Origin of the sequence: Marinobacter sp. UBA5687, assembly GCF_002420325.1 — a bacterium.
GTDB classification, from domain to species: domain Bacteria; phylum Pseudomonadota; class Gammaproteobacteria; order Pseudomonadales; family Oleiphilaceae; genus Marinobacter; species Marinobacter nauticus.
The window spans coordinates 15,158-36,147 of sequence record NZ_DIHV01000084.1 but is presented as its reverse complement, the minus strand read 5'-3'; the positions used below and the strand labels follow the sequence as shown (position 1 = coordinate 36,147).

Here is a 20,990-nt window from a genome sequence, read left to right as displayed (position 1 = left end):
TGTATTGTTGAATCTGTAAAGGGTATATGAATTTACTATGCATACGATATCGCTGTACGTCAGATCAATCGCACTCTCGGCCCTGCTTCTTATCGCCCTGCCTGTTCTGGCCAACCAGAACACGGTGCTGGTACTGGGCGACAGCCTGAGTTCCGCCTATGGCGTACCCTCGGAAACCGCGTGGGTAGAGCTGCTGCGGGATCGCATCGAGAGCCAGGATCTGGACTGGACCGTGGTGAATGCCAGTATCGGCGGCGAAACCACCGACGGTGGCCTGCGGCGCCTGCCAGGTCTGCTGGAAACCCACGATCCCACGATTGTAATCATTGAGCTCGGCGGCAATGACGGCCTGCGGGGGTTCCCACCCAATGTGATTGAATCCAATCTGGCCAATATGATCGAGCAGGTACGCGATACCGGCGCCACGCCTTTGCTGGTGGGCATGCAGATCCCGCCTAACTACGGCCAGCGCTACACCACCATGTTCGCCGATATCTTTCCGACCCTGTCAGACCGCTACAATACGGTTCTGGTTCCCTTCTTCCTGGACGGTATCTACGATCAGGACGGGTTGATGCAGGGCGATGGCATTCATCCGACGGAAGAGGCGCAACCTCGGCTGCTGGAAAACATCTGGCCGAAGCTGGAACCGCTGCTGAACAACCAGGCCAGCAGCTAGCCATTCAGATCACCTGGCGTACGAATCCCAGGGCCCGGCGCTCAGACCAGTAGTAACCATCCCGGGCATGCTGGACAAACCCCACATGCCCGCCCCACTTCGGGATTTCCATCTGGACGTAATGTCCCAATACCCGGCGACTGTCCGGAAAACAGCGGGCCGAAAGGAACGGGTCATCTGCTGCATTCACTACCAGAGCTGGCACCCGGATATCACTCAACCGAAACAGAGCAGAACACCGGGCCCAATAGTCGGCCGCGTCCTGGAATCCATGCAGTGGTGCCGTGTAACGATTATCGAATTCGTGAAAACTCCGGATATTTTCAAAACCGCTAACGTCTATCAGGTCAGGGAATTTTTCAGCTTTTTCCCGCATTTTGACCTGTAGATCGGTTAAAAATCGCTGCATGTAGATACGCCGGCTGGGCAGTGCGAGCACGTCCGCGCTGCCCGCCAGATCCAGAGGCACTGAGTAGGTCACCGCACCACTGATACGGCTGTCCACACGCTCGCCCTGCTCGCCCAGGTACAGCAGCGTGAGATTCCCTCCCATACTGAAACCTGACAGGAAGAGGTTCTGATACCGCCGCCCCAGCGCGTGACTGACGACGGCATGCAGATCCGAAGTGGCGCCACTGTGATAGAAGCGCGGCTGTTGGTTCATCACCCCGCCGCAGGACCGAAAGTTCCATGCCAGCACATCCCAGCCGTCGGCCATCAATGCCCTGGCCAGACCCAGCACGTAGGGCCTACGGCTGTGGCCTTCCAGCCCGTGGGATATCACCGCCAGACGGTCACTGCCCTGGCGATACCAGTCCAGATGCAGTTCGTCGTCATCGTCGGTGGCGAGTATGTCGGTTTCCGGTTCCGGCAGAGTCACTTTCCGGAACAGGGTCGGCCACACCGACTGGATGTGGCCATTACGCAACCACACCGGCGGACGATAGGGTTCGAGCTTAGCTTTGTGCAAATTTTGACCTTTCATTTCAGGGGGTTGACGAACCTGATCAAAGTACTTAATATGCGCGCCACATTGATGCTGTTCCCCGATAGCTCAGTTGGTAGAGCAACGGACTGTTAATCCGTTTGTCGCTGGTTCGAGCCCAGCTCGGGGAGCCACTTATTCCGAAAGGCCGCTGATCAAACATCAGCGGTCTTTTCTTTTGGGCCTCAGAAAACCTCGGCCCGCTGCATGAACTCCCGCAACACCTGGAACAGTGTATAGCCATCCCGTGTACCGATCATTTCACGAATCGAGTGCATGGCAAACTGAGGCACGCCGATATCCAGCGTGGTCACGCCCAGATTTCCCGCAGTCAACGGCCCGATCGTGCTGCCACACCCCATGTCACTGCGCACCACAAACGTCTGGTGCGGCAAACCCAATTCATCGCTGATGTGACGATAAAGGGCGGCGGAACGGCTGTTGGTGGCGTAACGCTGATTGTGGTTTACCTTGATGACCGGCCCCTGATTCAACAATGGCCCATGATTCTCATCATGACGGTCCATGTAGTTTGGATGGATACCGTGGGCGTTATCCGCAGAAATCATCATGGAACGGGCAATGGCACGGGTTTTCCCGGCACCACACCAGCGATCCAGCACCGCTGTCAGGAACGGCCCCTGGGCGCCCTCGGCGGACATGCTGCCCACTTCCTCGTGGTCGTTACACACCAGCAGTGCCGGCTCATCACCGGAGGTTTCCAGCAAGGCCTGCAAGCCGATGTAACAGCTGAGCAGGTTATCGAGCCGTGCGGAGGCCAGGAACTCTTCACGCAACCCCACCAGAGCCGCACCCTGGGCATCGTAGAAACTCAGTTCATAGCCCAGAATCTTGCTGGTCTGTAGTCCGGATTCTTTGGCAATCTGCTGTTTCAGCAACTCGGCAAAGGTGGTGGTATCCGTTTCCGGCACCTGCATGACCACCGGCGGAAGATCAGTCTGGGCGTTAACGGTACGGCTACTGTTCGCCTCACGATCCAGATGGATGGCCAGGCTCGGAATGATCGCCACCGGCTTGCGGAAATTCACCAGGGTGTCGCGTACTTTTCCGTTGTCATCCAATACCGTCACACGGCCGGCCAAAGAAAGATCCCGGTCAAACCAGGGATTCAGCAATACGCCCCCATACACTTCCACACCCAACTGGAAAAAGCCCTTGCGGCGAATCTCAGGGTTCGGTTTGACCTTCAGGCAGGGGCTGTCGGTATGGGCTCCCACCATCCGGATGCCGGAACTGACCACATCCTTGGTGCCGGTACGAAAGGCAACAATAGACGAGCCATTACGGGTTACGTAGTAGCCCTGCCCTGGCTGCAAAGACCATTCTTCGCGCTCGTCCAGCGGTTCAAATCCCGCTGCTTCAAGACGCGTTTTCATGGTATTGACCGCATGCCACGGAGTTGGCGAGGCATTCAAAAACTCAATCAAGTCTTTATTGAATTCAGTGTGTTCCATGATCTTCCTGATTGCATGATAATGGCCGCTACAGTATGGCATGAAGCCGCGCGTGCTCCTACCGGGTAAGCCGCGCACCGCCATAAGCACTCACCGAAGATTCCGGAGTTCACTGTGTCACTACCCCGCTTTCTGGATATCGAATACTGCCAGACCGACGACGCCCTGTTTCCCACAGCCATCGCCTGGTCCCTTGCAGACGGCCAGATGAAAACCGTGGTAATTGCACCGGAGGATGTCTGGTTGCCCGAAGATGGCGACCTGGGCGACATCGACCTGCTGTACCTGGAAGAACAAGGGGTACCATTGCTGGAACTGGCCCGGGAACTGCACGAAGACCTGCCAGACCAGACCGTATACGTGGATGGACTGGATCCGGACGAAATCCTGGTAGACCTGATCTTCAGTGCGGTTCGCCAGGACGCCCCGTTCGAAATCGCGCCTATTTCCGAGCTGATTACCGGCCTGGACAGCGAAACACTGGAAGACCGCCGCCGGCAGTTGCTCTTTGATGAAGGGCTTGAACCGCAGCTGCCGGAAAACGGCGTATATTCCCTGCTATTGCTGGCCCATGAGGAAGGCTACCTGGAGGAATGAGGTCCCGCCCTGATCACGGGGAACTGTGACACGAGTCTGCGTAACATTGCGTTACACAAGGCAGAATCGGGCGTCAGTACCGTCACTGACAGGAAGCCCGATAATAATGAACAAGGTCACACCCCGTTTCCTCACATCCAGCCTGATTGCGCTTGGCCTGTTTTCTTCCGCCACCTTTGGCCAGGAGACGCCTCGCTCCGATAAACACTATGTCGGACTGTTGGCGACAGCCATTGAACACCGGTCGATCGGTTCATCCGACGAGGATGGCTGGGGGCAAGCCGCAACACTGGTGATTGGCGGCCACCTGAGCGACCTGATTCATGCAGAGGTGAGACTGGGTGGCGGCCTGGCAGACGCGGAGATTTCCCGTGGCGACCTGAGCCTGGCCGTCGACTACTTCGGCAGCTGGTACATGGGCCTGCACTACCCCATCGGTGAGCTTGGCAATGTCTATGCCCAGGCTGGCTTTACCCATGTCAGCGGGGAGGCAACCCTCGACAACCGGGATGCCGACGCCAATGCCCAGTTTCGGGATATCGAGGGCGATTACCCGAGCAGCAGCTTCAGCTTCAGCTGGCTGGCCGGCCTGGACCTGGAACTGATGGATAACACCTACCTGGTTTTCGAGGGCGGCAAGCTGTTTGAAGACACGGACACCAGCGCCAATGCCTTCCAGTTCTCCTCAGGTATCCGTTACGAGTTCTGATGCCGGATATGCCAGCACCGATGGATTTTCGGGTTGCGCTGAAAATCCTTGTCCAGAGTGCTGGCACTCACCTCTTTCACTTCAAACTCTGACTCCAGCGCCTCATCCAGCCTGAACTTACGAAAGTTATTGGAGAAAATCAGCAGACCATCACTGGACAGCCGGGCCATACACTGCCGCACCAGATCGGCATGGTCTCTCTGAATATCGAGAACGCCAGCCATCCGGGCTGAATTCGAGAAAGTGGGCGGATCCATGAAAATCAGATCAAAGGTCTGATTCGCGGTTTTTCGGTCTGCCAGCCAGGCCAGGCAGTCTGCCTGTTCGACGACGTGCTTGCGCGGGTCCGCCGAGTTGAGAGCCAGGTTATCCTGAGCCCAGCTGACGTAGGTTTTGGACATGTCCAGGCTCAGGGAGCGGCTGGCTCCGCCAACCGCTGCGTGCACGGTCGCTGCGCCGGTATAACAGAACAGGTTCAGAAAACGCTTGCCCCTGGCATGTTGCTGGATCCAGTGGCGTACCGGGCGATGATCCAGGAAAAGACCGGTATCCAGATAGTCTTTCAGGTTCACCTTCAGGGCGCAGCCGTGCTCGTGCACGTTAAAGTACTCGCCGGTCGCCGCCTGTTTTTCATATTGCCGGGTACCGGTCTGGCGCTGACGTTGCTTGCACACCAGATCCTCCGGCGCGACCTCAAGCACTTCCGGGATCACCGCCATGGCTTCGGCAAGGCGCTCTCTGGCTGCCTTTTCGTCGACGGATTTCGGGGCCAGGTATTCCTGAACATGCACCCGCCCCTCGTAGATATCGATCGCCAGGGCATATTCCGGCATATCGGCATCGTATAGGCGGTAACAGCCAATGTTCTGCTTCCTGGCCCACTGGCCAATCGTTTTCAGATTTTTCTTGAGACGGTTACGCAGCATGTCTGCCCGTTCGGCGTTGGCGATGCGGGGCATAATCTGCCCCGGCGCGGCCGGATCACGGGGCGTGCGGGCATTCTCCGGCTGTACTTCAAACAGCAACAGCTGCGCCGGCAGTTTGCCATTGAACAACTTGTACTGCTTGAAACTTCGCAAACCAAGAGACTTCCCGAACTCAGGCGCACCGGTGAACACGCCCAGGCGCCATCCGATCAGCTCACGGGCCACAACCTCTCCAAGGCTCTGGTACAGGGCCGCCAGTTCCTTGCGCTCACTCAACCGCTCACCGTAGGGCGGGTTGGTCAGCACCAGGCCAGTATCGCTCCAGTCATTCTCGCGAGTGAATTCGGAGATCGGCCTGGCTTCTACGCGAACGATACCTTCCAGGCCAGCTCGCAGGATGTTCTTCTCCGCGGTTGAAATCACGCTGCCATCCTGATCAAAGCCAGAAAAAATGGGAATGCGCCCCTGCTTGCCCTCATGGGCCCGACGCTCCGCTTCCTGGCGCAGCGACAGCCAGAGCTCGGGCTGGTGTCCTGGCCACTTTTCGAACCCGAACCGCTCCTGCTTCCGCCCCGGCGCAATGTCCAGCGCCATCAATGCAGCTTCAACCACCAGCGTACCGGAACCGCACATCGGGTCCACAAAGTCACCACCGTTAGCGGCAATCTCAGGCCACCCTGCCCGCAGCAGCAAAGCCGCTGCAAGGTTTTCTTTCAAGGGCGCGATACCCTTTTCGGTTCGGTAGCCCCGCATATGAAGGCTGTGGCCACTCAGATCAATCCCCAACGACAAGCGGCCCCGGTTCAACCGCGCCGATACCGTGACATCCGGGTCTTTCGGCGCAACCGAGGGCCTGGGTGCACCGGCACCCCGAATGCTGTCAACAATGCCATCTTTCACTTTCTGGGCGCCAAACTGAGTGTTCCGGATGGCTTCGTTCTGGCCAAGAAACGTTACCCGGAAGCTCCCCCCCGCGGGTATATGGGCCTGCCAGTCAAGATCCACGACACCGGCATAAAGTTCGTCGGCGCTCCGGGCATCCACATCCGCCACATTCAGAATCACCCTGTTCGCCAGACGGGACCACAGGCAGGCCCGATAGCCACTCTCCAGCTCGCCCTCAACCCAGACACCAGCGGGTGCATTCCGCACAAGGTTCAGGCCGAATTCTTTCAATTCATCGGCCAGGAGGTACTCGACGCCTTTGGGGCAGGTTACGAAAAAGACATGCTTGGACAAGATCAACTCCTGGTTTTCTGAATAGGGCCGGTAAGTTTCCGGAATGGCAGTAAAAGCCTTTTAGCGACTGTCATCGTTATTTCACAAAAATATAAAAGAAGCGCCATATAGATGAAATAAATAGTGTACACCGGCGCGAGGTTCGTCTTACCTTGTAGTTGACGCGTCGTTCCGGAGGCCGAATAAAAGTCTCCGTTAACAGGATCCTGACTGCTCTGACCGGAGCTGGCAATAGTGGGTTGTCCCGGAGAGGCTCCCGACTGCCAAGGTCACTGCAGATGTGTACACGCTTGTTCTGTTAATCCATCAGTGAGGAACGGCATGAAAAGACAGAAGAGAGACATGTACGCTCGTGCATTCAAGCGGGGTTATCTCGCTGGCGTGTCCGGCAAATCCAAAGACAGCTGCCCGTTAGAACAACCGGAAGTCCGCCAGGAATGGCTGAACGGGTGGCGAGAAGGCCGCACAGATAACTGGGAGGGCATGACCGGCGTCTCCGGCATCCATAAACTGGCCAACGTAACCGCAACATAATGGCCAACCCCGTTTAACCCTGATCTGTTTTTTTCAATTTTTACGCACAAATCACAATCAGAGCAGTAACCAGAGCAACCCAAACGGGGCCTCCCGCCCCGTACCATGCGAAGAAGCGCTACGGGGTTTATTCCCCGCAAGGGCCCGCTCAGCGGGCCCACCTTCTTTCTGGCCTCAGCTGATTTCTTTCCGGATTGCTTCCACAGCTTCGTTGATCAACGACGGGCCTCGATAAATAAACCCGGTATAGATCTGCACCAGCTTTGCGCCTGCCCGAATCTTCTCTGCCGCACTGTCGCCATCCGTGATGCCGCCCACGCCAATAATCGGCAGCCGATCGCCCAGCTCAGCATACAGCCCCTGAATCACTTTCACAGACGCTTCCCGTACCGGTGCACCGCTGAGACCGCCCGCCTCCTGCTCGTGAGCGTGCCCCTTCACCGCCTCCCGGCTGATCGTGGTGTTGGTGGCAATCACACCATCCAGGCCAGCTTCGAGCAATGCTGCAGCCACAAAGCGAATGCCCTGCTCGTCCATATCCGGGGCGATCTTTACAGCCACCGGCACATAGCGGCCATGCTTTTGCTCACACGCTGCCTGCTCTTCCTTTATGGCGTGCAAAAGCTGCTTGAGCGAATCGCCAAACTGCAGATCCCGGAGGCCCGGCGTATTGGGAGAAGAAACATTGACAGTGATGTAGTCGGCATAGGGGTAAACAGCCGCTATTCCTCTACGGTAGTCCTGTTCCGACTGCTCATTCGGGGTGTCTTTATTCTTGCCGACATTAATGCCCAGTACGCCCCGGTAACGACGGTGGCGGACATTGGTAATGAGGTGTTCCAGGCCTTCATTATTGAACCCCATGCGGTTAATGATGGCCTGGTGCTCCGGCAACCGGAACATTCGGGGTTTTGGATTACCTGGCTGTGCCAGAGGCGTAACAGTGCCTACTTCGATAAACCCGAAACCGAGAGCACCAAGAGCATCAATGTGGTCGGCGTTTTTGTCCAGCCCAGCAGCCAATCCAACCGGATTCGGGAATTCCAGGCCCATCACGTTTACCGGGCAAGGCTCCGGCTGTCGGGTAAATGTATTCAGGATGCCCAGTTTTTGAGCAACATCCAGGCTGCCAAGGGCAACATTATGGGCCTGCTCCGGGGGCAATCGGAACAGCAGATTTCTCAGAAGGCCGTACATCGTCAAACTCCTTTCTCCGGGTGGCAGGAGTATACCGAAAGTTTTCCACACCATCTTGTGTAAACCCCAATTAGTCCCGAAAACCCCGCCCTGTATAGCCTCCCGACGCTTTTCCACGGAATCTGTGGATAACCCTGTTGAAAATTGCCGAGCAAGCGCCCCGACCCCTTGATAACTGCGCCAGCCTACAAATTGATCATTTTTTGATCAGTTATTTTCCCTTTATTTATCAATACCTTAAATAGATAAAATTAACATTTGACGGCTTTGGTAACAAAATGCTAACAGGTAACCAATTCGTCATGATGTGCATAAATCGACCACAGCCAGGCCATTAATTCCACCCATTTCTGCGTTTATTCCCGTTATACTGCCCTCATCGCGAAAAGCCCGGAGTGAATCCAATGGAACAGCCTGATCAACCCAGCCAGCAGCGCCAGAATAATCTCGAATCCGAGAAGCATGCGGCGACCCGGGTTACGATCATTGGCATGATTCTCGATGCCGTTCTGGGCATCATAAAAGTCATTGGCGGCACTCTTTTTAATTCCCAGGCGCTACTGGTGGATGGTATCCATTCCTTTACCGATGTGGCATCGGATTGGGTGGTTCTGGCGGTCATGCGCCTGTCCCGTAAGGAGCCAGATGCGGACCATCCTTACGGACACCAGCGAATCGAAACCCTCGGCACTCTGGTACTGGGCAGCATTCTTATTGCCGTGGGCGCGGCCCTGGCCTGGGAGAATATTCTCAGGCTCCTGTCCGGTGAAGCGCAGCTGGTTCCGGGCTGGCCAGTGCTGGTAGCGGCCGCGGCCTCGGTAGCAGGCAAGGAATGGATCTACCGTTATACTCGCCATGTTGGCATGAAAATCCGCTCAGACCTGATCATTGCCAACGCCTGGCACAGCCGTACCGATGCATTTTCGTCAGTGGTCGTTCTGGTATCTACCATCGGTGCCATGCTGGGTTTCGTCTGGCTCGACGTGGTAGCCGCCGTCCTCATTGCAGCCATCATTGTGCACATCGGCTGGAAATTCACCTGGGACAGCGTGAAAGAACTGGTCGATACAGGTCTGTCCGAAGATGATACCCGGATGTTGAAAACCATTGCCCTGGAAACGGATGGCGTGCGAAATGTTCATGAACTGCGCAGCCGGCGGATGGGGCACGATATCCTGCTGGACGTTCACCTGGTGGTTCGCCCGGAAATCAGCGTTTCCGAGGGGCATCAGATTGGTATGAAGGTGGTCACGGGCATGCGGGATGCCCTGGAGAACATTCGGGACATCAACTTCCATATCGACGCCGAGAACGATGAAAAAGTGCCCCACGCCACCGACCCGGGGCTACCCGATCGCGAAGCACTTCGTCGCCTGCTGACAGAGAAGCTGGGAGAGCTTCCACCACAAAGCCGGCTCCGGCTTCATTACCTCAAGAATCGCATCCACCTGGAAATCTTCCTGGATGAAAACCATTCCGGGCCGCACCTGACCACGGAACAGGTTCGAGCGGTTCTGGCAGACTACCCCTGGTTTGGCAGCGTCCGGGTCTGGGTCGCTGCCACCTGACGCGCCGGTTTAACGGCGCCGGTTCTCCTCCATGCGCGAGAGGAATTCCTGCATCACCAGGGTATACAGCTCTCCGCCCAGGAACTTGTCTTCCACACCCGAGTCGATACTCGGGTTGTCATTCACTTCAATCACCGCCACCCGATTCCCGGCTTGTTTGATGTCGACACCGTAAAGCCCATTACCGATCAACCGGGTCGAATTCAATGCCGCCTGGATGACATTGCGAGGCACCTCGTAGGTGGGCATGGTTTCAAAACCGCCACTTTCCACCGTGGCACCACCGTGCTGGTAAATCTGCCAGTGACCTTTCACCATCAGATATTTACAGGCATAGATGGCCCGGCCGCCAAGCACACCAATGCGCCAATCGTAATCCGTGTAGAAGTACTCCTGAGCCAATACCAACGCAGACTGTTTGAACAGGTCTTTCAGCCCTGCCCGAAGTTCCTTTTCGTCCTTGGCTTTGATCACACCACGGGAAAAGGCGCCATCCGGAATTTTGATGACCACAGGAAAGCCCAGTTCATTACTCACCTGCTGTACCGCATCCTTCTGATCCTTTGAAAGGATCAGCGTTTTCGGTGTTGGCACCTTGTTGTTTTTCAGCAGGTCCGCCAGAAACACCTTGTTGGTGCAACGCAGAATCGACACCGGGTCGTCAATTACCACCATCCCCTCGGCCTCTGCCTTGCGAGCAAACCGATAGGTGTGGTGATCAATAGCGGTGGTTTCACGAATAAACAGACCATCATATTCCGGCAGGCGCATGTAATCCCGGCGGGTAATGCGCTCCACGTTAATTCCCAGCTTTCTGCCGGCACGCTCAAAACGCTTCAGGGCCATCTCATCGCTCGGAGGCAACTCTTCCTCGGGGTTCACCAGCATAGCCAGATCAAAACGGTAGCGGCGACGGGTGCGCGGTTTGCGCCAGATCATGCTGCTGAAGCGATCCAGGGCGGCCGCAAACAAATCCTGCTCACGCTCGTCAAGATCCGCCGGCGCCGCCGGCTTCATGGTTTCGATCTGCCATTGTTTGCGGTGACGGAACACCACTTCCAGAATCGGGCACGGAAACCGCTCGAACAGGGCACGGGCCACGGGCTTCAGGTCTGGATGTTCGGCCTGGCCAAAATAGGTTCGGATTCGTACTTCATGGGTGGCGTCCCGGTCATCGGTGGCGGGATCGATTTCGGAGGCTGATTTTTCCAGCCACTGGATGACACTGCTGTCCAGCTCTTCGAGTTCAAGCGAAAACAGTCCCTTCCGGCTCAGGTCGTTGAGCGTCATAACCGATGGCACCACGTGGTGCCCGCGCGCTTCCGCAAGCAACGAACAGTAGTAGCCCCGGCTCAGATACCTGGCACTCTGACACAGGTTTATCACCCGCACGCGGCTGTTAACCGGGGCGGTAAACTGAAGGTATTGATCGAAGGTAAGCACGTCTTCGCTGGGGTAGTACGGTGCCCAGTCTTTGGCGCGGTCTACAACGATGAGCAATCGGGACATAAAGCGGCATTCCTCCCTGAAGGTAAAGCCTGATAATTCCGGCAACAATACGCCCCATCACCTTGCCAGACAATCGCCTGAAGATGCGTGCTTTTACGCATCATCCGCTGCTATGACGGGATGGCATCTGTCTACCATAATAGCGGCAATGAGCGTGCCCGCCAGGCGCTACCTTTTTCTCGTTGACCGGGTTTACCAGACCATGACCGATGTAATGCTCCGCCAAGCCCATGCCAGTGATCTGGATGCCCTCGTTCAGCTGGAGAACCGCTGTTTTACCGAGGACAGAATATCCCGGCGCAGCTTCCGCCGCTTTCTGGAGATGCCCAGGGACCGACTGGTTATCGCCGAATTGAACGGCGAACTGGTGGGCTACTGCCTGGTGCTGATGAATGCAGCCACCCGGCTGGCTCGGATTTACTCGATTGCAGTCTCACCAGTTGCCCGCGGCCGCGGTGTGGGTGAAAGACTGGTCCGTGAGGCGGAGAAGGAAGCGGTTGAGGCTGATCGCATCATCATGCGGCTGGAAGTGCGTGAAGACAACACCGGGGCCATTGCCCTGTATCGTCGGCTGGGATATCGGCAGTTTGGCACCTACCGGGACTACTACGAAGATCACGGCGATGCCTTACGGTTCGAGCGGCGGATCCTCTACTACGAGCCCTCTCGCGAATTTCTTCCGGTGCCCTATTACCCCCAGACCACCGAGTTCACCTGCGGTCCGTCTGCATTAATCATGGCGATGGCGGCCCTTGACGAACAGCAACCAGTAAGCACGTTGGAGGAGCTGAAAATCTGGCGTGAAGCCACCACCATCTTCATGCTGGCCGGGCATGGCGGTTGTGGCCCCCATGGGCTTGCGCTATCTGCCTGGCACCGGGGCTTCGAGGCCAGTGCCTGGATCAGCCAGGAAGGCGCGCTGTTCAAAGATACGGTCCGCAACGAAGATAAAAAGCGGGTACTGGAACTGGTGCACGAGGGGTTCCTGCACGATATCGGGCAGACAGAAATCCAGCTGCATCACGACCCGCTAACCCTGGAGGCAATGGAGAAGGCCCTGCATGACGGGCGCATCCCTGTCATCCTGATCAGCACCTGGCAACTGAACCGGAGCCGGGTGCCGCACTGGGTAACCGTGTGTGCCATCGACGAGGATTTCGTGTACCTGCATGACCCGGAAATCGATACCGAGGAAGGGGAAACCGTGGCCGACAAGCAATACCTGCCCATCGACCGACGGGTATTCGACAAGATGTCGCGCTATGGCCGCAACCAGCCCCTGCAGGCGGCAGTGATTGTCGGCCCCAAACGACAGTGATCAGCCGGTCCGCAGGGCCGCTTCCTTCAGTTCCGAAATCTGATCCCGCAGTCGTGCCGCGGTCTCGAAGTCCAGACCCGCGGCGGCTTTGTACATCTCGTCTTCCAGTTTCGCCACTTCCTTGAGGACATCTTCCGGCGAGCGATTGCCTACCTTTACGCGATAATCCTCGGCTTCTTCAGCAGCCTTCTGCCCGGGACGCTCCGCTTTGCGCCGGCCACGACCACCGCCGCCCGCGGCACCCTCCATAATATCCGCGATCTTCTTGTTCAGACCGGTGGGGGTAATACCATGCTCCTCGTTGTGTGCCATCTGCTTGGCACGACGACGCTCGGTCTCATCAATGGCCCGCTGCATGGAACCGGTGGTCCTGTCGCCATACAGAATGGCCTTGCCGTTCACGTTACGGGCGGCCCGACCAATGGTCTGTATGAGCGAACGCTCTGAGCGCAGGAAGCCTTCTTTATCCGCATCCAGTATTGCCACCAGTGACACTTCCGGCATATCCAGCCCCTCCCGGAGCAGGTTGATGCCCACCAGCACGTCAAACTCGCCCCGCCGCAGATCCCGAATAATCTCAACGCGCTCCACGGTATCGATATCTGAATGCAGATAACGCACGCGAATGTCGTGCTCCATCAGGAAGTCGGTCAGATCCTCGGCCATGCGCTTGGTAAGTGTTGTGACCAGCACCCGCTCACTCACCCCCACGCGCTGGTGAATCTCAGACAGCAGATCATCCACCTGGGTAGACGCGGGCCGAACCTCAATCTCCGGGTCCAGCAGTCCGGTCGGTCGTACCACCTGCTCCACCACCTGGCCAGCATGCTCGGCCTCATAATTCCCCGGGGTGGCCGAGACAAAGATCATCTGGGGCGCAATTCGCTCCCACTCCTCAAACCGCATGGGGCGGTTATCCAGTGCTGATGGCAGACGGAAACCGTACTCCACCAGGGTTTCCTTACGGGACCGGTCCCCTTTGTACATGGCGCCAATCTGCGGAATGGTCACGTGGGACTCGTCCACTACCAGCAAAGCGTTGGGTGGCAGGTAGTCATACAGCGTGGGTGGCGCTTCACCGGGGTTACGCCCGGAGAGATAGCGGGAGTAGTTCTCGATACCATTGCAGTAACCGAGCTCCAGCATCATCTCGATGTCGTAGCGGGTACGCTCCTCCAGCCGCTGAGCTTCCACCAGCCGGTTGTTATCCCTCAACTGCTGCAGCCGAACATCAAGCTCCTGCTTGATGTCCTCGACCGCATCCAGCACGGTCTGCCGGGGGGTGACATAGTGGGACTTCGGGTAAATGGTCACGCGCGGCACCCGCCTGAGCACCTCTCCGGTAAGCGGGTCAAAATAGCTCAGGTTCTCCACTTCATCATCGAACAGTTCGATGCGAATGGCTTCCTTCTGGGATTCTGCCGGGAAGACATCAATGACATCGCCCCGCACCCGATAATTGGCGCGATGGAACTCGATGTCATTGCGGGTGTACTGCAGTTCGGCCAGCCGCCGCAGGATATACCGTTGATCCATCTGGTCACCCCGGTCCAGGTGCAGCATCATTTTCAGATAGGATTGCGGATCACCCAGACCGTAGATGGAAGAAACCGTCGCGACAATGATGGCATCCGGCCGCTCCAGCAAAGCCTTGGTGGCCGACAGCCGCATCTGCTCAATGTGCTCATTGATGGAGGCGTCTTTTTCGATAAAGGTATCGGAAGACGGTACGTAGGCCTCCGGCTGGTAGTAATCGTAGTAGGAGACGAAGTACTCCACCGCGTTATCGGGGAAGAACTCCTTGAACTCGCCATAGAGCTGCGCCGCCAGGGTCTTGTTATGGGCCATGATGATGGTTGGCCGCTGGACCTGCTGAACCACATTGGCAATGGTGAAAGTCTTGCCAGAACCGGTTACCCCGAGCAGGGTTTGATGGGCAAGCCCGGATTCAATGCCGTCAACCAGTCCCGCAATCGCTTTGGGCTGGTCACCTGCAGGTTGGTAGGGCGAATCGACGCGAAAAGCCCCTTCCCTCGCACTGGATGCTTTGTTGGCCATATCTGGCGTTTTAACCTCCGGACACCGGAAACGACGGAATATTTGCGTCGCATCCTCAAGAAATTTAGCGTTCTGGCAGCTTCATGATACCATCTGTGCGATCGACGGCTGGGTGAAAAATCAGCCAGTAACTTTGGCTCCAGTTGCCCGGCCGATCGCAGCCCAATAAGACGCAGCTTTAAGGAGCTCAAGTTTGGACCTTCAACTTTCCAGCCGAGTACAGGCGATCAAGCCTTCCCCCACCCTCGCAGTTACCAATAAAGCCGCTGAACTCCGTGCGGCCGGCCAGGATATTATCGGCCTCGGTGCTGGCGAGCCTGACTTCGACACCCCCGATCACATCAAACAGGCGGCTATCGACGCCATCAACAACGGCCAGACCAAGTACACCGCCGTGGATGGTACGCCCGCGCTGAAGAAAGCGATTATTGCGAAGTTCAAACGGGACAACGGCCTGGAATACGAAGCCAACCAGATACTGGTAAGCAGTGGTGGCAAACAGAGCTTTTTCAACCTCGCCCTGGCGACACTGAATGAAGGCGACGAGGCCATCATTCCCGCACCCTACTGGGTTTCCTACCCGGATATGGTGCTGGTGGCCGAAGGCAAACCGGTGATCATCGAAACCACCGCAGAGACTCGCTTCAAGATCACGCCGGAACAGCTGGAAAACGCCATTACTGAGCGCACCCGCCTGTTCGTGATCAACAGCCCGTCCAACCCCAGTGGCATGGCTTACACCATGGAAGAGCTGCAGGCCATCGGTGAGGTGCTTAAAAAGCACCCGAACATCATGATTGCCACCGACGATATGTACGAGCCGATCCTGTGGACTGGCAAGCCGTTCTGCAACATCCTGAACGCTTGCCCGGAGCTGTATGACCGCACCTTCGTACTGAACGGTGTCTCCAAGGCCTACTCCATGACTGGCTGGCGTATCGGCTATGCCGCTGGCCCGGCAAAAATCATCGGTGCCATGAAGAAGATCCAGTCTCAGAGCACCTCCAACCCCTGCTCTATCTCCCAGGCCGCCGCAACAGCCGCTCTGGACGGCGATCAGACGTGCGTGGGCGAGATGGTCAAGGCTTTCAGGGAACGCCACGACTGGCTGGTAGCGGCCCTGAACAAACTGCCTGGTGTGGACTGCCTGAACGGTGACGGCACGTTTTATGTCTTCCCGAGCTTCCAGGGTGCCATCGATGCCACTGACGGCGTGAGCACCGATGTGGAATTCGCCGAGAAGCTGCTGACCGAAGCCGGCGTTGCTCTGGTTCCGGGCTCTGCGTTTGGCTGCCCGGGGCACATGCGGCTGAGCTTTGCCACCAGCATGGATAACCTGCAGAAGGCGGTCGAGCGTTTGCAGAAGGCTCTTGGCTAAAATTTTAAGCTGAGGGGTTGACGGGGCGGTATGGCCAACATAATATACGCGCCTCGTCACACGACGACGTTCCCCGATAGCTCAGTTGGTAGAGCAACGGACTGTTAATCCGTTTGTCGCTGGTTCGAGCCCAGCTCGGGGAGCCACTATTTCGAAAGCCCGCTAGTTCTCTGAATTAGCGGGCTTTTTTCGTTAGACCTCGTATTCGTATAATCGCCTGCCGGGCACGGACGGGTGTCGCTCCCGAAAATGTCGGAGGCCATGGATGGCCGGAGAGAAGCGCACATGGATGTGCTTGTAGCGGTTTTCGGGAGCGACACCCGCCCGTGCCCTACCCGCCAAACCGGAAAGCTAGGGACAGGACCCGAAACGGGGGAGAAACTTAGACCGCTACGACCTCAGCGTGAATGGATTCCAATGCAGCCAAGGGATCCGGCGCCTGGGTAATCGGGCGACCAATCACCAGGTAGTCAGATCCAGCCTTAAGGGCATCGGTCGGGGTCATAATGCGTTGCTGGTCGCCTTTGTCGGCGGTTAGTGGCCGGATTCCCGGCGTGATCAGTTGGAAGTCACTGCCCTGCTCCGCTTTCAGACGCGGGGCTTCCTGAGCCGAGCAAACCACGCCGTCCAGGCCGCTGTTTTTGGTCAGGGTTGCCAGACGGGAAACATGGGCTTCTGCCGAACTTGCTATACCGATACCAGCAAGGTCCTCGTCAGACATGCTGGTCAACACGGTAACCGCGATCAGGAGCGGGCGATCATTGCCGAACGATTCCAGGCGCTCTCGGCAGGCTACCATCATCTTCTCGCCCCCTGAGGCATGCACATTCACCATCCACACGCCCAGCTCTGCAGCGGCAGCCACAGCAGCCGAGGTGGTATTGGGAATATCGTGAAACTTCAGATCCAGGAAGATATCAAACCCGCGACTCTGGAGCGCTTTTACCAGATCCGGGCCTGAGCACGTAAACAGTTCCTTGCCCACTTTCAGGCGGCATTTTGCCGGATCAAGCTGATCTGCCAGGGCCAAGGCGGGATTCTGGGAAGGAAAGTCGAGCGCGACGATGATTTTCGGGTCGTTCAGGTTTTGCACGTTCAGGTTCCTGGGTAGAAAGGTAATCGGGATGGGTCAAAGCGAGGTTATTCCGCCTCTACGCCCTGAATGGGACGCACGGTTTCCCACTGTTTGCAGCTTGGGCACAGCCAGTGTAACTGTTGGCCGGAGAATCCGCAGCTTACGCAACGATAGACCGGGCGGTTTGCGAGAATCAGGTGCCCTATTCTGCTGACAAGGCGCCCCTCATCGGTGGTCATGCCTTTTTCATAGCCCGCCATCTCCACCAACCGCAAAAGCCCTCGCACGGAGGGCCTGGTCTCCAGCTCCATGCGCAGTAGATCAATGCCCGCCGGCCGGCCGGAGGAACGCTCAACTGACTCCACCAGGGCCAGCAGCAGGCTGGTACTGGGATACTGCTCATAGAGCTTACGAAGCTTTTTATAAAGGCGTGAAACATCACCATGCTCACGCTCCAGCTTCATCAACCGGTCTATCGCTTCCGGACCGAACTCCGGATTCTGGTCGAAAATTTTCAGGGACTGGTTTGCCGCCTCCCGAAAATTGCCCTGCCGAATCTGGAGCTTCATCAGCAGCAGGGTTGCCCGCACACAGGAGCGGTCGTAATCCAGCGCTTCTTTCGCCAGCTTCTGCGCTGTCCAGCGGTCGTCGTTACGGCTCAGGGCGCCATCAGACAATTCGCAGGTAATGTAGGCCAGCGCTTTGAAGGTAGCAGGATCCGCATCACCACGAGTGAGGGTTTTTGCCACCTGGGCCGCCTTCTCCCACTCTCTCTCCTGCTGATAGAGCTCAATCAACGCAATGGCTGAGCGGCGCCCGTACTCGCGGTCGCCCATCAACTGGTGAAACAATGCTTCGGCCCGGTCGAGCAATCCGGCATTCAGATAGTCCATTGCCAGCTCCTGGGTAACCTGGGGCGAATAACGGGCCGGGAGCTCAGGTCTGGCAAGAAGATTCTGGTGAATCAGAATGGCGCGGTCTGTCTCTCCCTTGTTCCGGAAATGGCTGCCAATGGAGAGATGCAAGCTGACGGTGTCTTTGTTGACGGCAAGGGATTGAACGAAGTTCTCGACGGCCTGATCAGAGTAGTTGGTAAAGAGAAACTGCAGACGGTCCCGAACGGAATCCTCGTCCATAATGGCTCGGGAGGCGCGGCCAGAGCGGTTTCCGTATCGACCTACAGCCCAGCCAGCGGCAACGGCCGCCGTCAGAAGCAGCCACTGAAACAGCATGTCCATCAAAGTGCCCGGTCGTTTTGTGCCCTGGATTTTTCGAGTGCGTGCTCTGTCCGCTCAAGACGCTTCTGCAGATGACGGCGCGATACAGACGTCCGGACGGTAGCCATGGTAGTCACAAGCACCCCAACCAGTGCACCAATCACAAACGCCATGATGATCCAGACAGCAACGCCATGGGGCTGGGTTTCGAACAACAGGAAGTTGAGCGAGACCGCCATCTGATTATTCAGGGAAAACACCAGCGCCAGAAGAATCAGAACCAGAACCAGCAAGGTAATTAGGATCTTCCGCAGTCCTGCCATGTCTTAAGCGCTCCCAACGGGTCAGATGCCCGGTATGTGAGGTTTCGTGTGTTAATTGCCTTCTCGGGGCCTCAGAAACCTTTTTTCATGCTGTCGTTGACCTGCTCTCGCAGCTCTTTGCCGGGCTTGAAGTGCGGCACAAACTTGGCTGGCAGTTGCACGGCGTCTCCGGTTTTCGGGTTACGTCCGGTGCGGGCAGCCCGATGATGCAGGGAAAAACTGCCAAATCCACGGATCTCAATTCGCTGGCCGTCGGCAAGGGACTGAGACATATGCTCGATGATGCTTTTCACCGCGAGCTCAACATCCTTTACGGAGAGCTGAGTCTGCTTCGAAGCGATCAGTTCAACCAGTTCGGACTTCGTCATGAGGCTTTTCCCTCTGTCGTTATTATTCCGCAGCAAATTACCGGGTTCCAATGCCTCTAGTTTAGCCAAACCAGAAAAAAACACAAAAAAAACGGGCTCTTAGAGCCCGTTTTTTTGACACCAACCGGAAACTTAGTCCTTGTTAGCGTTCTGTTGCTGCATCTGCTCCTTGATCAGGTCACCAATGGTGGTGGCACCTGAGGATTCTGCAGCCTTACTGCGTACGTTTTCCAGGGCCTGCTTGTCGTCCTCAACGTCTTTGGACTTGACAGACAGGTTGATCACGCGGTTTTTGCGATCGATGCTGATGATCTTCGCTTCAACTTCTTCGCCTTCCTTCAGAACGTTACGCGCGTCTTCTACGCGGTCACGGCTGATTTCAGAGGCTTTCAGTACCGCTTCAACTTCTTCGTTCAGGGCAATGGTGGCGCCTTTGGCGTCAACCGCAGATACGGTGCCCTTAACGATGGAGCCCTTGTCGTTCAGCTGAACGAACTCGGCAAACGGATCGCTTTCCAGCTGTTTGATGCCCAGGGAGATGCGCTCACGCTCTGGATCAACAGACAGGATAACGGTTTCAACTTCGTCGCCCTTCTTGTATTCGCGAACGGCTTCTTCGCCAGTCTCGTTCCAGCTGATGTCAGACAGGTGAACCAGACCATCGATGCCACCGTCCAGGCCGATGAAGATACCGAAGTCCGTGATGGACTTGATCTTGCCGGAGATACGGTCGCCCTTGTTGAAGTTGCTGGAGAAATCTTCCCACGGGTTGGCAACGCACTGCTTGATGCCCAGAGAGATACGACGACGCTCTTCGTCGATATCCAGGATCATCACTTCTACTTCGTCACCTACCTGAACAACCTTGGACGGATGGATGTTCTTGTTGGTCCAATCCATTTCGGATACGTGGACCAGACCTTCAACACCCTCTTCCAGCTCGGCAAAGCAGCCGTAGTCGGTCAGGTTGGTTACGCGAGCAGTAACCTTGGAACCTTCCGGGTAACGACCTTTGATGTCGACCCAGGGATCTTCGCCCAGCTGCTTCAGACCCAGAGACACACGGTTGCGCTCACGGTCAAACTTCAGGACTTTAACATTGATTTCGTCGCCCACATTCACGATTTCGCTCGGATGCTTGATGCGCTTCCAGGCCATATCAGTGATGTGCAGCAGGCCGTCAACACCGCCCAGGTCTACGAATGCACCGTAGTCGGTCAGGTTCTTGACGATACCCTTGATTTCCAGACCTTCGGTCAGGGTTTCCAGCAGAGCTTCACGCTGCTCGCTGTTTTCAGCTTCCAGAACGGCGCGGCGGGAAACAACCACGTTGTTACGCTTCTGGTCCAGCTTGATAACCTTGAATTCAAGCTCTTTGTTCTCCAGGTGCGCAGTGTCGCGAACCGGACGAACGTCTACCAGGGAACCCGGCAGGAAGGCACGGATGCCGGCCAGATCAACAGTGAAACCACCTTTGACCTTGCCATTGATAATACCCTTGACCACTTCTTCAGCTTCGAAGGACTTCTCGAGAACCTTCCACGCTTCAGCGCGCTTGGCCTTTTCACGGGACAGACGGGTTTCACCGAAACCGTCTTCAACTGCATCGAGAGCCACATCGACAACATCGCCGACAGCTACTTCCAACTCGCCTTTTTCGTTCAGGAACTGGGAGGCGGGGATAACGCCTTCGGACTTCAGTCCGGCGTTAACGGTGACCCAGTCGTTGTCGACGTCAACTACGGTTCCCTGGACGATGGAACCCGGTTGCATGTCAATTTCTTTTAGACTTTCTTCAAAAAGATCCGCAAAGCTCTCGCTCATTATGTGCCCTA

General features: G+C 56.7%; 18 protein-coding genes and 2 tRNA genes. 9 read left to right on the top strand and 11 right to left on the bottom strand.

Features of this window, described 5'->3' with window-relative positions:
- Positions 1–37: 37 nt before the first annotated feature.
- Complete coding sequence (locus B3Y70_RS08610) at positions 38–679, top strand: arylesterase (protein ID WP_286714956.1); 642 nt, start codon at positions 38–40, stop codon at positions 677–679.
- A gap of 4 nt (positions 680–683) precedes the next feature.
- On the opposite strand, the gene B3Y70_RS08605 is transcribed toward B3Y70_RS08610, so the two are convergent.
- Positions 684–1,649 (bottom strand): YheT family hydrolase, encoded by a 966-nt coding sequence (locus B3Y70_RS08605; RefSeq protein WP_286714957.1) that lies wholly within the window; start codon positions 1,647–1,649, stop codon positions 684–686.
- 73 nt (positions 1,650–1,722) lie between these two features.
- Between B3Y70_RS08605 and B3Y70_RS08600 the strand changes: the two genes are divergently transcribed.
- Positions 1,723–1,798 (top strand) — tRNA-Asn (locus B3Y70_RS08600).
- A 51-nt stretch (positions 1,799–1,849) separates the two neighbouring features.
- Here the strand turns inward: B3Y70_RS08600 and B3Y70_RS08595 are convergent.
- Positions 1,850–3,139, bottom strand: a complete 1,290-nt coding sequence (locus tag B3Y70_RS08595; protein WP_286894226.1) for a M18 family aminopeptidase — start codon at positions 3,137–3,139, stop codon at positions 1,850–1,852.
- A 114-nt stretch (positions 3,140–3,253) separates the two neighbouring features.
- On the opposite strand from B3Y70_RS08595, the gene B3Y70_RS08590 reads away from it, so the two are divergent.
- Both B3Y70_RS08590 and B3Y70_RS08585 read left to right on the top strand, forming a co-directional pair.
- Positions 3,254–3,736 carry a hypothetical protein gene (locus B3Y70_RS08590; RefSeq protein WP_288589620.1) on the top strand — a complete coding sequence of 161 codons (483 nt, stop codon included), beginning with the start codon at positions 3,254–3,256 and terminating at the stop codon, positions 3,734–3,736.
- Positions 3,737–3,842: 106 nt separating this feature from the next.
- Positions 3,843–4,445, top strand: coding sequence for an outer membrane beta-barrel protein (locus B3Y70_RS08585; RefSeq protein ID WP_286894835.1), 603 nt, complete (start codon positions 3,843–3,845; stop codon positions 4,443–4,445).
- Here B3Y70_RS08585 and rlmKL read toward each other — a convergent pair.
- Positions 4,433–6,610 carry a bifunctional 23S rRNA (guanine(2069)-N(7))-methyltransferase RlmK/23S rRNA (guanine(2445)-N(2))-methyltransferase RlmL gene (rlmKL, locus tag B3Y70_RS08580; RefSeq protein WP_286894837.1) on the bottom strand — a complete coding sequence of 726 codons (2,178 nt, stop codon included), beginning with the start codon at positions 6,608–6,610 and terminating at the stop codon, positions 4,433–4,435. The genes B3Y70_RS08585 and rlmKL overlap by 13 nt on opposite strands.
- Positions 6,611–6,931: 321 nt before the next feature.
- Here rlmKL and rmf point away from each other — a divergent pair, with 321 nt between their 5' ends.
- Positions 6,932–7,144 carry a ribosome modulation factor gene (gene rmf / locus B3Y70_RS08575; protein ID WP_011784548.1) on the top strand — a complete coding sequence of 71 codons (213 nt, stop codon included), beginning with the start codon at positions 6,932–6,934 and terminating at the stop codon, positions 7,142–7,144.
- Positions 7,145–7,318: 174 nt separating this feature from the next.
- On the opposite strand, the gene B3Y70_RS08570 is transcribed toward rmf, so the two are convergent.
- Positions 7,319–8,341: a quinone-dependent dihydroorotate dehydrogenase gene (locus B3Y70_RS08570; RefSeq protein ID WP_286714960.1), complete on the bottom strand. Its 1,023-nt coding sequence runs from the start codon at positions 8,339–8,341 to the stop codon at positions 7,319–7,321.
- Positions 8,342–8,745: 404 nt separating this feature from the next.
- Here B3Y70_RS08570 and B3Y70_RS08565 point away from each other — a divergent pair, with 404 nt between their 5' ends.
- Positions 8,746–9,909 carry a cation diffusion facilitator family transporter gene (locus tag B3Y70_RS08565; protein WP_222562422.1) on the top strand — a complete coding sequence of 388 codons (1,164 nt, stop codon included), beginning with the start codon at positions 8,746–8,748 and terminating at the stop codon, positions 9,907–9,909.
- A 9-nt stretch (positions 9,910–9,918) separates the two neighbouring features.
- Here B3Y70_RS08565 and B3Y70_RS08560 read toward each other — a convergent pair whose 3' ends face one another.
- On the bottom strand, positions 9,919–11,418 hold the full coding sequence (locus B3Y70_RS08560) for a RimK family protein (RefSeq protein WP_014421813.1): 1,500 nt from the start codon (positions 11,416–11,418) through the stop codon (positions 9,919–9,921).
- Between the two features lie 202 nt (positions 11,419–11,620).
- On the opposite strand from B3Y70_RS08560, the gene rimI reads away from it, so the two are divergent.
- Positions 11,621–12,736, top strand: coding sequence for a ribosomal protein S18-alanine N-acetyltransferase (gene rimI / locus B3Y70_RS08555; RefSeq protein WP_222533618.1), 1,116 nt, complete (start codon positions 11,621–11,623; stop codon positions 12,734–12,736).
- On the opposite strand, the gene uvrB is transcribed toward rimI, so the two are convergent.
- Positions 12,737–14,794, bottom strand: a complete 2,058-nt coding sequence (gene uvrB, locus B3Y70_RS08550) for an excinuclease ABC subunit UvrB (protein ID WP_286714961.1) — start codon at positions 14,792–14,794, stop codon at positions 12,737–12,739. It lies immediately after the preceding gene.
- 193 nt (positions 14,795–14,987) lie between these two features.
- Between uvrB and B3Y70_RS08545 the strand changes: the two genes are divergently transcribed.
- Together B3Y70_RS08545 and B3Y70_RS08540 are read left to right on the top strand one after the other, a co-directional pair.
- On the top strand, positions 14,988–16,172 hold the full coding sequence (locus B3Y70_RS08545) for a pyridoxal phosphate-dependent aminotransferase (protein ID WP_153741064.1): 1,185 nt from the start codon (positions 14,988–14,990) through the stop codon (positions 16,170–16,172).
- Positions 16,173–16,242: 70 nt separating this feature from the next.
- A tRNA-Asn gene (locus tag B3Y70_RS08540) sits at positions 16,243–16,318 on the top strand.
- 236 nt (positions 16,319–16,554) lie between these two features.
- On the opposite strand, the gene pyrF is transcribed toward B3Y70_RS08540, so the two are convergent.
- The 5 genes from pyrF to rpsA all read right to left on the bottom strand — a co-directional run bounded on the left by pyrF (position 16,555) and on the right by rpsA (position 20,979).
- Positions 16,555–17,265, bottom strand: a complete 711-nt coding sequence (pyrF, locus tag B3Y70_RS08535) for an orotidine-5'-phosphate decarboxylase (protein ID WP_286894847.1) — start codon at positions 17,263–17,265, stop codon at positions 16,555–16,557.
- Positions 17,266–17,312: 47 nt separating this feature from the next.
- Entirely contained in the window at positions 17,313–18,485 is a 1,173-nt protein-coding gene (gene lapB / locus B3Y70_RS08530; RefSeq protein ID WP_153741063.1) for a lipopolysaccharide assembly protein LapB, read from the bottom strand.
- Entirely contained in the window at positions 18,485–18,787 is a 303-nt protein-coding gene (locus B3Y70_RS08525; protein WP_011784539.1) for a LapA family protein, read from the bottom strand. The genes lapB and B3Y70_RS08525 overlap by 1 nt, the downstream gene beginning before the upstream one ends.
- 71 nt (positions 18,788–18,858) lie before the next feature.
- The gene (locus tag B3Y70_RS08520; RefSeq protein WP_011784538.1) at positions 18,859–19,155 is read right to left on the bottom strand and encodes an integration host factor subunit beta; all 297 of its coding nucleotides are present in this window, start codon (positions 19,153–19,155) and stop codon (positions 18,859–18,861) included.
- Positions 19,156–19,287: 132 nt separating this feature from the next.
- Positions 19,288–20,979 (bottom strand): 30S ribosomal protein S1, encoded by a 1,692-nt coding sequence (rpsA, locus tag B3Y70_RS08515; RefSeq protein WP_011784537.1) that lies wholly within the window; start codon positions 20,977–20,979, stop codon positions 19,288–19,290.
- Positions 20,980–20,990 lie beyond the last annotated feature (11 nt).

Coding starts and splice junctions, on each gene's coding strand:
- rpsA (WP_011784537.1), bottom strand. CDS start 20,979: ATGAGCGAGAGCTTTGCGGATCTTTTTGAAGAAAGTCTAAAAGAAATT.
- B3Y70_RS08565 (WP_222562422.1), top strand. CDS start 8,746: ATGGAACAGCCTGATCAACCCAGCCAGCAGCGCCAGAATAATCTCGAA.
- B3Y70_RS08610 (WP_286714956.1), top strand. CDS start 38: ATGCATACGATATCGCTGTACGTCAGATCAATCGCACTCTCGGCCCTG.
- B3Y70_RS08585 (WP_286894835.1), top strand. CDS start 3,843: ATGAACAAGGTCACACCCCGTTTCCTCACATCCAGCCTGATTGCGCTT.
- B3Y70_RS08595 (WP_286894226.1), bottom strand. CDS start 3,139: ATGGAACACACTGAATTCAATAAAGACTTGATTGAGTTTTTGAATGCC.
- B3Y70_RS08560 (WP_014421813.1), bottom strand. CDS start 11,418: ATGTCCCGATTGCTCATCGTTGTAGACCGCGCCAAAGACTGGGCACCG.
- rmf (WP_011784548.1), top strand. CDS start 6,932: ATGAAAAGACAGAAGAGAGACATGTACGCTCGTGCATTCAAGCGGGGT.
- B3Y70_RS08525 (WP_011784539.1), bottom strand. CDS start 18,787: ATGGCAGGACTGCGGAAGATCCTAATTACCTTGCTGGTTCTGGTTCTG.
- uvrB (WP_286714961.1), bottom strand. CDS start 14,794: ATGGCCAACAAAGCATCCAGTGCGAGGGAAGGGGCTTTTCGCGTCGAT.
- B3Y70_RS08570 (WP_286714960.1), bottom strand. CDS start 8,341: ATGTACGGCCTTCTGAGAAATCTGCTGTTCCGATTGCCCCCGGAGCAG.
- B3Y70_RS08520 (WP_011784538.1), bottom strand. CDS start 19,155: ATGACGAAGTCCGAACTGGTTGAACTGATCGCTTCGAAGCAGACTCAG.
- rimI (WP_222533618.1), top strand. CDS start 11,621: ATGACCGATGTAATGCTCCGCCAAGCCCATGCCAGTGATCTGGATGCC.
- lapB (WP_153741063.1), bottom strand. CDS start 18,485: ATGGACATGCTGTTTCAGTGGCTGCTTCTGACGGCGGCCGTTGCCGCT.